This window comes from Streptomyces sp. NPDC048514 (genome assembly GCF_043199955.1).
Classification (GTDB): domain Bacteria; phylum Actinomycetota; class Actinomycetes; order Streptomycetales; family Streptomycetaceae; genus Streptomyces.
Genome location: NZ_JBICWT010000012.1, coordinates 1 through 13,683, shown reverse-complemented (window position 1 = coordinate 13,683; position 13,683 = coordinate 1). Strand labels below are relative to the sequence as shown.

At 69.8% G+C, this 13,683-nt stretch carries 5 protein-coding genes, 1 tRNA gene and 1 rRNA gene; 1 reads left to right on the top strand and 6 read right to left on the bottom strand.

Annotated elements, in window-relative coordinates:
- Positions 1 to 85: 85 nt before the first annotated feature.
- The 3 genes from ACGFT2_RS25950 to ACGFT2_RS25940 all read right to left on the bottom strand — a co-directional run bounded on the left by ACGFT2_RS25950 (position 86) and on the right by ACGFT2_RS25940 (position 9,451).
- The gene (locus ACGFT2_RS25950; RefSeq protein ID WP_393282237.1) at positions 86 to 2,887 is read right to left on the bottom strand and encodes a DNA translocase FtsK; all 2,802 of its coding nucleotides are present in this window, start codon (positions 2,885 to 2,887) and stop codon (positions 86 to 88) included.
- A gap of 124 nt (positions 2,888 to 3,011) precedes the next feature.
- Positions 3,012 to 3,692 carry a two-component system response regulator gene (locus ACGFT2_RS25945; RefSeq protein WP_393282235.1) on the bottom strand — a complete coding sequence of 227 codons (681 nt, stop codon included), beginning with the start codon at positions 3,690 to 3,692 and terminating at the stop codon, positions 3,012 to 3,014.
- Between the two features lie 296 nt (positions 3,693 to 3,988).
- On the bottom strand, positions 3,989 to 9,451 hold the full coding sequence (locus tag ACGFT2_RS25940; RefSeq protein WP_393282233.1) for a HAMP domain-containing protein: 5,463 nt from the start codon (positions 9,449 to 9,451) through the stop codon (positions 3,989 to 3,991).
- Between the two features lie 411 nt (positions 9,452 to 9,862).
- Between ACGFT2_RS25940 and ACGFT2_RS25935 the strand changes: the two genes are divergently transcribed.
- Entirely contained in the window at positions 9,863 to 12,622 is a 2,760-nt protein-coding gene (locus tag ACGFT2_RS25935) for a SpoIIE family protein phosphatase (RefSeq protein WP_393282231.1), read from the top strand.
- Positions 12,623 to 12,659: 37 nt separating this feature from the next.
- Here the strand turns inward: ACGFT2_RS25935 and ACGFT2_RS25930 are convergent.
- The 3 genes from ACGFT2_RS25930 to rrf all read right to left on the bottom strand — a co-directional run.
- Positions 12,660 to 12,732: transfer RNA gene (locus tag ACGFT2_RS25930), tRNA-Thr, on the bottom strand.
- Between the two features lie 84 nt (positions 12,733 to 12,816).
- Positions 12,817 to 13,479, bottom strand: coding sequence for a DegT/DnrJ/EryC1/StrS family aminotransferase (locus ACGFT2_RS25925; RefSeq protein ID WP_393282838.1), 663 nt, complete (start codon positions 13,477 to 13,479; stop codon positions 12,817 to 12,819).
- A gap of 113 nt (positions 13,480 to 13,592) precedes the next feature.
- Positions 13,593 to 13,683 (bottom strand): 5S ribosomal RNA (gene rrf / locus ACGFT2_RS25920); the annotation flags it as partial.

The following is a 13,683-nucleotide window of genomic DNA, read 5'->3' as shown; positions in this document are numbered from 1 at the left end:
AAACGGTTGCCCGCCCGTCTCTAACAGGTGCGTCACGGTTGTACCGCCGTTCGGGCGTACCCACTGCGCCGAACGGTCCTTCAGCTCACTCTTCCGACTCCCCGCGGATCACCGCGAGCACCCCGTCCAGCTCGTCCGGCTTCACCAGAACGTCACGCGCCTTGGATCCCTCACTTGGCCCCACGATGTTGCGGGACTCCATGAGATCCATGAGCCTGCCGGCCTTCGCGAAGCCCACCCGCAGCTTGCGCTGGAGCATGGACGTGGAGCCGAACTGGGTGGAGACGACCAGCTCGGCCGCCTGGCACAGCAGGTCGAGGTCGTCGCCGATGTCCTCGTCGATCTCCTTCTTCTGCTTGGTGCCCACGGTGACGTCGTCCCGGAAGACCGGCGCCATCTGGTCCTTGCAGTGCTGGACGACGACCGCGACCTCCTCCTCGGTCACGAACGCGCCCTGCATACGGGTCGGCTTGTTCGCGCCCATCGGCAGGAACAGACCGTCACCCTTGCCGATCAGCTTCTCGGCGCCAGGCTGGTCGAGGATGACCCGGGAGTCGGCCAGCGAGGAGGTGGCGAAGGCCAGCCGGGAGGGCACGTTGGCCTTGATCAGGCCGGTGACCACGTCGACCGACGGGCGCTGGGTGGCCAGCACCAGGTGGATGCCGGCCGCGCGCGCGAGCTGTGTGATGCGCACGATGGCGTCCTCGACGTCGCGCGGGGCGACCATCATCAGGTCGGCCAGCTCGTCCACGATGACCAGCAGGTACGGGTACGGGTGCAGCTCGCGCTCGCTGCCCTCGGGCGGCTTCGCCTTGCCCTCGCGCACCGCGCGGTTGAAGTCGTCGATGTGCCGGTAGCCGTAGGCCGCGAGGTCGTCGTAGCGCAGGTCCATCTCGCGTACGACCCACTGCAGCGCCTCGGCGGCCCGCTTGGGGTTGGTGATGATCGGCGTGATCAGGTGCGGGATGCCCTCGTAGGCGGTCAGCTCGACCCGCTTGGGGTCGACGAGGATCATGCGGACGTCCTCCGGGGTCGCCCGCATCATGACCGAGGTGATCAGGCAGTTGATGCAGGACGACTTGCCGGAGCCGGTCGCGCCGGCGACCAGCATGTGCGGCATCTTCGCCAGCGAGTGCATCACGTACCCGCCCTCGACGTCCTTACCGAAGGCCACCAGCATCGGGTCGTCGTCCTCGGCGGACTCCGCGAGGCGCAGCACGTCGCCGAGGTTGACCATCTCCCGATCGGTGTTCGGGATCTCGATGCCCACCGCGGACTTGCCGGGGATCGGGCTGATGATCCGCACGTCGGGGCTGGCCACGGCGTAGGCGATGTTCTTGGTCAGCGCGGTGATCCGCTCGACCTTCACCGCGGGGCCCAGCTCGACCTCGTAGCGGGTGACCGTCGGGCCGCGGGTGAAGCCGGTGACGGCCGCGTCGACCTTGAACTCGGTGAAGACCTGGGTGAGCGAGGCGACGACCGCGTCGTTGGCGGCGCTGCGCGACTTGCCCGGACCGCCGCGGGTGAGCAGGTCCAGCGACGGCAGGGCGTAGGTGATGTCGCCGGAGAGCTGGAGCTGCTCGGCGCGCGACGGCAGTTCCCGATGCGTCTCGGGGGCCTTCTTGGTGAGGTCGGGGACGGCTCCGCTGTCCAGCTTCTCCCGCCTGGGGCGCGCGGCGGGCACCGGCGCGGGCGCGGCCTCCGCCACGGGCTCGGCCTGCGGCACGGGCGCGGACTCCGACGCGGGTGTGGGCGTGGGCACGGGTGTGGTGCCCTCGCGGTCGCCGACGCTGACGCCCTGGGTGAGGTCGGCGACGAGCGACGACGGCGGCATGCCGTGCTGGACGGCACCGTCGAGCGCCGCTGCGGCGGCGGCCGCGATGTCCACGGCGTCCATCCGCCGCCGTGGATCGGGCTGGGGCACCGCGGAGCGCCGGGGGCGGCCACGGCGCCGCGAGAGCGCCTCCTCCTCCGCGCTGTCGGGGTCGTAGTCCCGAGGGGCGCTCGAGCGCTTACGGGGGCGCGCGGGCAGCGCTTCGCGCCACTGCTCGTCGTAGCGCTCCTCGTCCTCGGTGAGGTCGCCCTCCTCGTAGTCGCGGTGGTCGCGCAGCACGCCCAGGCTCACGCCGAGCCCGCGCAGCCGCTGCGGGACCGCGTTGACCGGGGTGGCGGTCACCACGAGCAGACCGAAGATCGTCAGCAGTACCAGCAGGGGTACGGCGAGCACCTCGGTCATCGTGTACGTCAGCGGGGTGGCCGCCGCCCAGCCGATGAGGCCGCCGGCGTCCCTTATGGCCTGCATGCCGTTGCTGCGGGCCGGCGAGCCGCAGGCGACGTGCACCTGGCCCAGCACACCGACGACCAGCGCGGACAGGCCGATCACGATCCGGCCGTTGGCCTCGGGCTTCTCGGGGTGCCGGATGAACCGTACGGCGATCACCGCGAGCAGTATCGGCACCAGCAGGTCGAGCCGGCCGAAGGCGCCGGTGACCAGGATCTCCACCAGGTCGCCGACCGGACCCCTGAGGTCGGCCCAGGTGCCGGCGGCGACGATCAGCGCGATGCCGAACAGGAGCAGCGCCACGCCGTCCTTGCGGTGGGCCGGGTCGAGATTCCTGGCTCCCTGCCCTATGCCCCGGAAGACGGCGCCGACGGCGTGCGCGAGGCCCAGCCAGACCGCGCGCACGAGCCGGTACACGCCCCCGGTGGGAGTGGGGGCCGGCCTGGGCGGCGCGGACTTCTTCGCCGCCTTCCTGGCCGGTGCCTTCCTGGCGGGCGCCTTCTTCGCCGGAACCCTTTTCGCGGCGGCCCCCCGCGCCGGAGCCTTCGCGGGAGCGGCCGCCTTCTTGGCGGGCGGCTTCTTGGCTGCGGACGGACGTGAGGCCATGGGTGTGAGGTTACCGGGGGAGACGACGGCGGACACGTGTGCCCACTGCTTCACCCGTTCGTGTCGCCCCTGCCGGGGCGCGGAACTGACGCACGGTCATGGACAACTGCGCTCCGCGCTCGCGTCAGTTCTGCACCGGCAGGGAGGCGCCGCCGGCGCCCGTGCCCGGCTCCAGGGCGTCGAGAGCGCGCCGCAACCCGGTGAGCTTGCGCTCCAGATGGGCCGCCGTGGCCACCGCGGCCGCGTCCGCCGAGTCGTCGTCCAGTTGCTTGGACAGCGCCTCTGCCTGCTCCTCGACGGCCGCGAGCCGTGCGGACAGCTCGGCGAGCAGCCCCGCGGACTCCTTGCCGCCGACCGCGCCCTTGCCGCCGCCCTCCAACTGCAGCCGCAGCAGCGCCGCCTGCTCGCGCAGCTGGCAGTTCTTCATGTACAGCTCGACGAAGACCGAGACCTTCGCGCGCAGCACCCACGGGTCGAACGGCTTGGAGATGTAGTCCACCGCACCCGCCGCGTACCCCCGGAAGGTGTGGTGCGGGCCGTGATTGATCGCCGTGAGGAAGATGATCGGGATGTCCCGGGTCCGCTCCCGCCGCTTGATGTGCGCCGCTGTCTCGAAACCGTCCATGCCCGGCATCTGGACGTCCAGCAGAATGACCGCGAAATCGTCCGTGAGCAGTGCCTTGAGCGCTTCCTCCCCGGACGATGCCCGTACCAGGGTCTGATCGAGCGCAGAGAGGATGGCCTCCAGCGCCAGCAGATTCTCCGGCCGGTCATCGACCAGGAGGATCTTGGCCTTCTGCACCATGGCCCGCCCTCCTCGTCCCGGCGGTACACCGGGCGCCGCCCCAGGGGACGACTCCCTTTCGCCGCCCGTCCTTGTGCCGGTCATCGTAGCCGCACCCCGCCCGTCGCCACACCCTGTCACCGCGATGTCACTGTGCACGCAACGGAAACGCGGCGGGAGCCCGGATAGTTCCCGGAATCCGGAATTCCCACACGTCCGCGGGCCCCTCGTTCCGACAACTCCTCACGCACACCCCAGGTTCCCACGACGTTCACGTCCGCTCGCCGGGCCCCGTCCGCTCGGCGCCCGGCCCGGGATCAGTGACCGCCCATCCACTGCTGCATCACCGCCAGCAGGTGATCGGGGTCGACCGGCTTGGTGACGTAGTCGGAGGCGCCCGACTCGATCGCCTTCTCCCGGTCGCCCTTCATCGCCTTGGCGGTCAGCGCGATGATCGGCAGCCCCGCGAACTGCGGCATCCGGCGGATCGCCGTGGTCGTCGCGTAGCCGTCCATCTCCGGCATCATGATGTCCATCAGGACGACCGCCACGTCGTCGTGCTGCTCCAGCACCTCGATGCCCTCGCGGCCGTTCTCGGCGTACAGCACCGAGAGGCCGTGCTGCTCCAGGACGCTGGTCAGCGCGAACACGTTGCGGATGTCGTCGTCGACGATCAGCACCTTCTCGCCGCCGAACCGCACCGAACGCACCGGCTGCGGCCTGCGCTCCTGCTCGGGAGCCACCGTCCACTGCTCGGTCCGGTGCTCGCCCCGCGGCAGACTCCGGCGGCGGCGCCGGAAGAGCGCCGCCGGACCGTGCTGCGTCTCGCGGTACGACTCCACCTCGGCCGGGGTCTCGACCTCCACCGCCGACAGCTCCGAGGACTGCTCCGCCTCCGAGGCGAGCAGCTCGCCGGCCTCCAGCTGGGGCACGGACTGCTGGTAGCCCTGCGGCGGCAGCTCGCTCGGGTGCAGCGGCAGGTACAGCGTGAACGTCGAGCCGCGGCCCGGCTCGCTCTGCGCGTGGATCTCACCACCGAGCAGCTGCGCGATCTCCCGCGAGATCGACAGCCCGAGGCCGGTGCCTCCGTACTTGCGGCTGGTCGTGCCGTCCGCCTGCTTGAACGCCTCGAAGATCACCCGCATCTTGCTCGCCGCGATGCCGATACCGGTGTCGGTGACCGAGAACGCGATCAGCTCGCCGTCCGGATCCGTCAGCGAACCGGTCTCCAGCAGCTGCTCGCGGATCTTCTGCGGCACATTCGAACCGGCGGGCCGGATCACCAGCTCCACCGACCCGGAGTCGGTGAACTTCACCGCGTTGGACAGCAGGTTGCGCAGCACCTGAAGCAGCCGCTGCTCGTCGGTGTGCAGGGTCGCCGGCAGCTCCGGGGACACCCGTACGGACAGGTCCAGGCCCTTCTCCGCGGTCAGCGGCCGGAAGGTGGCCTCCACGTAGTCCACGAGCTGGACGAGCGCGATCCGCGTCGGGGAGACGTCCATCTTGCCCGCCTCGACCTTGGACAGGTCGAGGATGTCGTTGATCAGCTGCAGCAGGTCGGAGCCGGCACCGTGGATGGTCTCGGCGAACTCGACCTGCTTCGGGGAGAGGTTGCCCTCGGCGTTGTCGGCGAGCAGCTTGGCCAGGATCAGCAGCGAGTTGAGCGGCGTGCGCAGCTCGTGCGACATGTTGGCGAGGAACTCGCTCTTGTAGCGCATCGACACCGCGAGTTGCTCGGCACGCTCCTCCAGGACCTGCCGGGCATCCTCGATCTCGGTGTTCTTCACCTCGATGTCCCGGTTCTGCCGGGCCAGCAGCTCGGCCTTCTCCTCCAGTTCGGCGTTGGAGGCCTGCAGCGCCTTCTGCCGGTTCTCCAGCTCGGCCGACCGCTCCCGCAGCTGCTCGGTCAGCTCCTGCGACTGCTTCAGCAGCAACTCGGTCTTGGTGTTCACCGAGATGGTGTTGACGCTGGTCGCGATCATCTCGGCGATCTGGTTCAGGAAGTCACGCTGGATCTGCGTGAACGGCGTGAACGAGGCCAGCTCGATCACACCCAGCACCGTGCCCTCGAACAGGACCGGCAGCACGATCACCTGCGCGGGCGGGGCCTCGCCGAGCCCGGAGGAGATCTTCAGATAGCCGCTGGGGGCGTTCTCCACCAGCACCGTGCGCCGCTCCTGGGCGGCCGTGCCGATCAGCGCCTCACCGGGCCGGAACGACGTCGGCATGGAGCCCATCGAGTAGCCGTACGAACCGAGCATGCGCAGCTCGTACTTGTCCTCGGCGTCGCCGCTGAGCTCCTGGCCCTCCATGAGGGGCATCGCCACGAAGAACGCGCCGTGCTGCGCGGACACCACCGGCGTCAGCTCGCTCATGATCAGCGAGGCGACGTCCGCCAGGTCCCGGCGGCCCTGCATCAGTGCGGAGATGCGGGCGAGGTTGCCCTTGAGCCAGTCCTGCTCCTCGTTGGCGATCGTGGTGTCGCGCAGGTTGGCGATCATCTTGTTGATGTAGTCCTGCAGTTCCTGGATCTCGCCGGAGGCGTCGACGTCGATCTTCAGGTTCAGGTCTCCGCGGGTCACCGCGGTCGCCACACGCGCGATGGCACGCACCTGCCGGGTGAGGTTCCCGGCCATCTCGTTCACCGACTCGGTCAGGTCCCGCCAGGTGCCGTCGACGTCACGCACGCGTGCCTGACCGCCGAGCTGCCCTTCGGTGCCCACCTCGCGGGCCACCCGCGTGACCTCCTCGGCGAAGCTGGACAGCTGATCGACCATCGTGTTGATCGTCGTCTTCAGCTCGAGGATCTCGCCGCGCGCGTCGATGTCGATCTTCTTGGTCAGGTCGCCCTTGGCGATGGCCGTGGTGACCATGGCGATGTTGCGCACCTGACCGGTCAGGTTGGACGCCATCTGGTTCACGGACTCGGTGAGGTCCTTCCAGGTACCGGCCACACCCGGTACGTGCGCCTGACCGCCCAGGATGCCGTCCGTACCCACCTCACGGGCCACCTTGGTGACCTGGTCGGCGAACGAACTCAGCGTCTTCACCATGGTGTTGATGGTGTCGGCGAGCTGCGCGACCTCACCGCTCGCCTCGATCGTCACCTGCCGGGTCAGATCGCCGTTGGCGACCGCCGCCGCCACCTGCGAGATGTTCCGCACCTGCATGGTCAGGTTGTTGGCCATCAGGTTGACGTTGTTGCTGAGGTCCTTCCAGATACCGGTGACACCCGGCACGTGCGCCTGACCGCCCAGGATGCCCTCGGTACCCACCTCACGGGCCACCCGGGTCACCTGCTCGGCGAAGCTGGACAGCTGGTCGACCATCGTGTTGACCGTCGTGACGAGTTCGAGGATCTCGCCCTTCGCGTCGACGGTGATCTTCTTCGACAGGTCGCCCTTGGCGACCGCCGTCGTGACCTCGGCGATGTTGCGGACCTGGATGGTCAGGTTGTTCGCCATGAAGTTCACCGACTGGGTGAGGTCCTTCCAGGTGCCCGAGACACCCTGGACCTCGGCCTGGCCGCCGAGCATGCCCTCGGTGCCCACCTCACGGGCCACCCGCGTGACCTCCTGGGCGAACGACGACAGCTGGTCGACCATCGTGTTCAGGGTGTTCTTCAGCTCCAGGATCTCCCCGCGCGCGTCCACGGTGATCTTCTGGGAGAGGTCACCGCGGGCCACGGCGGTGGCGACCTGCGCGATGTTGCGCACCTGGGCGGTGAGGTTGCCGGCCATTCCGTTCACCGAATCGGTGAGGTCCCGCCAGACGCCGGCGACCCCGGGCACCTGCGCCTGCCCGCCGAGGCGGCCCTCGGTGCCCACGTCCCGGGCCACCCGGGTCACCTGATCGGCGAAGGCGGACAGCTGGTCCACCATCGTGTTGATCGTGTTCTTCAGTTCGAGGATCTCGCCGCGCGCGTCGACGTCGATCTTCTGCGACAGGTCACCGCGCGCCACGGCCGTGGTCACCTGGGCGATCTGCCGCACCTGGGAGGTGAGGTTCCCGGCCATGAAGTTGACGGAGTCCGTCAACTCCTTCCACGTGCCCGAGACCCCGTCCACCCGGGCCTGCCCGCCCAGCCGGCCCTCGGTGCCCACGTCCCGCGCCATCCGCGTCACCTGGTCGGCGAACGAGGACAGCTGGTCCACCATCGTGTTCACGGTGTTCTTCAGCTGCAGCATCTCGCCGGAGACGTCGACGGTGACCTTCTGCGAGAGGTCGCCGTTGGCCACCGCCGTGGTCACCTGGGCGATGTTGCGCACCTGCCCGGTCAGGTTGCGGAACGCGGTGTTGACGGAGTCCGTCAGGTCCTTCCACGTACCGGCCGCCCCCGGCACCTGCGCCTGGCCGCCCAGCTCGCCCTCGACACCGATCTCGCGCGCGACCCGCGTCACCTCGGCGCCGAACGAGGACAGCTGGTCCACCATGCCGTTGACGGTGTTCTTCAGCTCCAGCATCTCGCCGGCCACGTCCACCGTGACCTTCTGCGACAGATCACCGCTGGCCACGGCCGTCGTCACCGCGGCGATGTCGCGCACCTGCGTGGTCAGGTTCCGGAAGACCGTGTTGACGGAGTCCGTCAGGTCCTTCCACGTACCGGCCGCACCCGGCACGTTCGCCTGGCCGCCGAGCCGTCCCTCGGCACCGACCTCGTTCGCCACCCGCGTGACCTCGTCGGCGAAGATCCGCAGCGTCTCGGTCATCTGGTTGATCGTCTCGGCGAGCTGCGCCACCTCGCCACGCGCCGGAACGGTCACCTTCTGCGACAGGTCACCGCTGGCGACGGCCGTCGTGACCTGCGAGATCCCCCGCACCTGCGCGGTCAGGTTGCCCGCCATCGTGTTGACGGAGTCGGTCAGCTCCTTCCACACACCGGCGACCCCGGGCACCCGCGCCTGACCACCCAGGATGCCCTCGGTGCCCACCTCACGGGCCACCCGGGTGACCTCGGAGGAGAAGGACGACAGCTGGTCCACCATCGTGTTGACGGTGTTCTTCAGCTCCAGCATCTCGCCGGCGACGTGCACGGTCACCTTGCGCGACAGGTCACCCTTGGCGACCGCCGTCGTCACCAGGGCGATGTCCCGCACCTGAGCCGTCAGCCGGTACGCCATGGTGTTGACGGAGTCGGTCAGGTCCTTCCACGAACCCGACATACCGCGAACCTGGGCCTGGCCGCCGAGCTTGCCCTCGGTGCCCACCTCGCTGGCCACGCGCGTGACCTCGTCGGTGAACGTCGACAACTGGTCGACCAGGTTGTTGACGGTGCGGCCGACCTTCAGGAACTCACCGCGCAGCGGGTGTCCCGTACCACCGTCCTGTGCCTGCGTCCGCAGCTCCATGCGCGGTGACAGATCACCGTCGGCGACCGCCGTGAGGACCCGGCTGACCTCCGAGACCGGCCAGACGAGATCGTCCACCAGCGCGTTGGAGTTGTCGATGGCCGTCGCCCAGGAACCCTCGCTGGCCCCCGTCTCCAGCCGTTCCGTGAGTTTTCCCTCACGCCCCACCATGCGCCGCACCCGCGACAGCTCACCGGTCAGATGCAGATTCCGGTCGGCCACCTCGTTGAAGACGGCCATGATCTCCGACATCACGCCGTCGCCGGACACCGTGAGCCGTTTGCGGAAGTTCCCGTCGCGCATCGCCACCAGAGCGGTCAGCAGCCGGTTCAGGGCGGCTGTGTCCACGGTGGTGGTGCCACCGTTCCTGCCCAGGGACTGTCCGCCTTTCGCGCGCGTCTTCGAACTCCGCGTCGCCGCGCCAGACTCCACTGTGTCCCTCCCGGAGGGGTAGACCGTTACTGCTGTGCTCGGCCGCGTGCGGCCCCGGCGTGCCGGTCATCGGCATACCGGTTACTGCTGCGTACCGGTTACTGCTGCGTATTTCCGCCAGACGAGATCCGGCCGCACCTGGGGCTGCTGCCCACCCTGCAGGGAACACAAGCGGCGCGACACGACCTTCATCGGAAGCTTGCCCAGTGTTTCACCCCGGCCGAACCAGGCCATAACAGTTCGGCAGCTTCGCACATCGTCCGCACACCCTGAGGGGTAAACACCGGCGACCGGCATCCGCTCGGACGGCGAAGGTAAGTAACCTTGCATGCGGCTGTCCAGCCGCACCGGTCCGACCGGCCTGGGCGGTGGCACGAGCACGAGCGGGCATCGGAGGGGCGGCCGCAGACCATGACCACCGGACTGATCCCCGGGGGACCGCCCCCGGAGCCACAGCCGACGGGTGAGCCGGTGCCGCAGCAGCGGCGCGAGCCGGCCGGCCCCCCGGACCCGCATGTCGACAACCGGCCGAGGAGTTCTGTGATCACCGCGCGCGCGGCCGCCAGTTTCGAGCCCGTCGGGCGATCGGTCGCGACCGCCCGCTCCTTCGTCCGCGACACCCTGCAGGGCTGGGGGTTCTCCGACATCGTCGACGACGCGGTCGTCCTCACCAGCGAACTGGTGACCAACGCGGTCGTCCACGCGGGCACGCACGCGGAGGTGCTCTGCCTGCGTACCGACGAGGGCGTGCGCGTCGAGGTCTCCGACCGCTACCCCGAGCGCGAGGTCCCGCTCCAGAACGCGGCCGCGACCACATGCAACCCTGACCGCGAGGGCGGCCGCGGCCTGCAGTTGTGCGCGGCCCTCGCCACCCGCTGGGGCGTCGACTACACCCCCACCGCCAAGAAGGTCTGGTTCCAGCTCAACCTGCCCGAACGTGCGGTCGGCACGCGCACCGCCGGCCCCTCGCTGCCCGCCGATCTCCTCCCGCTGGCCGACGGCCGGGTCCGCGTCGCCGTCCTCCAGATCGACCGGAAGGGCTCCGTCAGCGCCTGGAACGAGGACGCGGAGGAGATCTTCGGCCACTCCGCGGCCGGGGTCATCGGCAGACCCCTCACCGAACTGGCCGCCTGGCCGCACACCCCCGGCACCAGCACCGGCATCGCCGAGGCACTCCAGTTCTCGCGCTGGGAGGGCAGCTACGGCATCCGCGGCGCCGACGGCCGCGTGGTCCAGGTGTACGCCTCCCACCTCAGGGTCCGCGACACCGGAGGCGAGCCCTCCACCGTGTGCCTGCTGGTGCGCGACCACGAGCGCGCCGTCCTGCAGTCGCCGCCGCGCGTGCCGGCCGGCGACCAGCCGCAGTCCGCCGACGGGCAGAACACCGACCCCTTCGAGGTGTTCATCGGCTCCCCCGCCCCGGACGACCTCGACGGCCTGCTGCAGCGCACCGTGGAACGCTCCCGCGACATGCTCGACGGCGACTCCGCGTTCCTGCTGCTCGCCACGGACGACGAGACCGAGCTGGAGGTCCGTGCCTCCACCGGCCTGCCCTCCGCCCGCCAGCGCTTCGCCCGCGTCCCCGTCGAGGCCGGCCCGGGCCGCTACGGCTCCGCCCGCATGCCCGCCGTGCACGACGACCTCAACGCCGTCCCCGGCGCCGTCCCGCTGCTCGCCGGCACCGGTATGCGGTCGGTCGTCACGGTCCCGCTCAAGGTCGAAGGCCGGCTCACCGGCTCCCTCGGCGTCGCCGCCGAAGCCCCCGGGCGGTACTCCAACGAGGAGGCGCTGCGCCTGCAGTTCGCCGCCGACCGGATCGCCCTGGCCGTCGAGTCGGCCCGGCTGGGCGAACTGGAGCGACTGCGCCGCGGCTCCCTCAGCTTCCTGGTGGAGGCCTCCGACCTGCTGGCCGGCACCCTCGACCGCGATCAGACCCTGGCCCTGATGGCTCAGATGACCGTCCCGACGCTGGCCACCTGGTGCGCGGTGTACACGATCGCCGACCAGGCCTCGGAGCCCTATCTGTCGTACGTCCTGCACGAGGACGAGGAACTCATCGACGGCATCAAGTCGTTGTTGTCCAAGATCGCGCCGCCGGATCCGGTGCCGACCCCCGGTGCCCGCGTCTGGACCGCCCCCGCCGAGGTCGCCCACCAGGCCGCCCTGCGCACCTCCATGCGCAGCCTCGGCCTCTCCGGCGGCCCCACCCGCCAGGTCTCCTCGGGCATCGGCCCGACCCTGGCGACGGCCGGCGCGGTCGGCGGTGAGACGGTGGTACTCCCGCTCGTGGCCCGCAACCGCGTCATCGGCATGCTGACCCTCGGCAAGCCGACGGACGAGCACTTCCGCCAGGAGATCCTGGAACTCGCCGAGGACCTGAGCCGCCGAGCGGCGCTCGCCCTGGACAACGCCCGCCTGTACTCCGAGCGCACGGCCATCAGCCAGGCCCTCCAGCGCAGCCTGCTCCCGCCCGGCACCCCGCACATCGAAGGCATCGAGGTCGAGGTCATCTACCGCGCGGCCGGCGAGGGCAACGAGGTCGGCGGCGACTTCTACGACGTCTTCCCCATCGGCGACGACGCGTACGGCTTCGCCATCGGCGACGTCTGCGGTACGGGCCCCAACGCGGCGGCGGTCACCGGCCTCGCCCGGCACGCCCTGCGTCTCCTCGCCCGCGAGGGTCTGAGCGGCCCGGCCGTGCTGGAGCGCCTCAACTCCGCGATCCTCGACGAGGGCGACCGCAGCCGCTTCCTGACGCTCCTGTACGGCGAGTTGCGCCCGCAGCCTGACGGCAGCGCCGACCTGAAGGTCGTGTGCGCCGGCCACCCGCTCCCGCTGCGCCTGCGCCAGGACGGCACGGTGGTGGCGGCGGCCGAACCGCAGCCCCTGCTGGGTGTCATCGAGGATCTGGAGCTGTACGAGGAGACGATCACCCTCGACCCGGGTGACGTGCTGCTCTGCGTCACGGACGGCGTGACCGAGCGCCGCGAGGGCACGCGCATGCTGGGCGACGACGGGCTCGCCGACGTCCTCACCACCTGCACGGGCCTGACGGCGGGCGCGGTGGCGGCGCGCATCATGCGTGCGGTGGAACGCTTCGCGTCGGACGCACCGTCGGACGACATGGCCATTCTGGCGATGCGGGTTCCGGGAATCCACATGGAAGCATGAAAAAGGCCCCACCCGAAAGGGTGGGGCCTTTTGTCTGAGCCCCCAAACGGAATCGAACCGTTGACCTTCTCCTTACCATGGAGACGCTCTGCCGACTGAGCTATGGGGGCCTGTCGTTTTCGGGGTCTCCCCCGCTGCGACGAAGAAACTGTACCCCGAACAGACCCGACTTCCCAAATTCGTTCGGTGACCGTTCAGAAGGCGGGTTGGAGCAAACCACCGAGGGCGTTGCACGCGGACACGACGCGGTGCATCTCCCGTTTGGTGAGCGAAGCGTCCACGGGCAGCGCGAGCGTCTCGTCGGCCGCCCGCTCGGTCCGCGGCAGCGACACGCACCGGCGGAACTCCGGCAACCGGTGCACGGGGGTCTTCACCGGCACCCGGCAGTCGACTCCCCTGGCCCGCACGGCTCGAGCGAACGCGTCGCGGTCCGGCCGGCCGTTGCCCGGGACCCGCACGACGTACTGCTGGTAGGAGTGCCCGTCGCCGCCGTCCGGAGTCCGTACGCCCTTGAGCTTGGCGTCGAGATACGCGGCCCGTTCCCTGCGCTGCGCTATCTCGCTGTACGGCACCTCGGACTCGCCCTGCTCCAGCACCAGCAGTCCGTGCCGCTGTCCGAGCGCGTGCAACCGTCCTATGTCCGCCCGCCGTCCGAAGCGGTGCACGACAACTATCGCGGCGGTGCGCGCTGTTAGGGCAGCCTCGACCGCGTCCGGGTCGAGGCAGTAGGTGAGCGGATCTATGTCGGCGAAGACCGGGAGCGCTCCGGCCAGGGTCACGGCCTCGGCGACCTCGACGTTTCCGAAGGCCGGTACGACGACCTCGTCACCGACTCCGACGCCGGCGGCCCTGAGCATTGCTGCAGTTCCCATGTCTTGGATGCTGGGCGCGGAACGTGAACGACACGTTAAGCGAACCAAAAAAAGGCCGGACCCTGAACCGAAGTTCAGGATCCGACCTTTGAAGAATTGTTCGGCGGTGTCCTACTCTCCCACAGGGTCCCCCCTGCAGTACCATCGGCGCTGTGAGGCTTAGCTTCCGGGTTCGAAATGTAACCGGGC

Bases quoted from the DNA above. Each gene is read 5' to 3' on its own strand.
- ACGFT2_RS25925 (WP_393282838.1), bottom strand. From the start codon at position 13,479: ATGCTCAGGGCCGCCGGCGTCGGAGTCGGTGACGAGGTCGTCGTACCG.
- ACGFT2_RS25945 (WP_393282235.1), bottom strand. From the start codon at position 3,692: ATGGTGCAGAAGGCCAAGATCCTCCTGGTCGATGACCGGCCGGAGAAT.
- ACGFT2_RS25935 (WP_393282231.1), top strand. From the start codon at position 9,863: ATGACCACCGGACTGATCCCCGGGGGACCGCCCCCGGAGCCACAGCCG.
- ACGFT2_RS25950 (WP_393282237.1), bottom strand. From the start codon at position 2,887: ATGGCCTCACGTCCGTCCGCAGCCAAGAAGCCGCCCGCCAAGAAGGCG.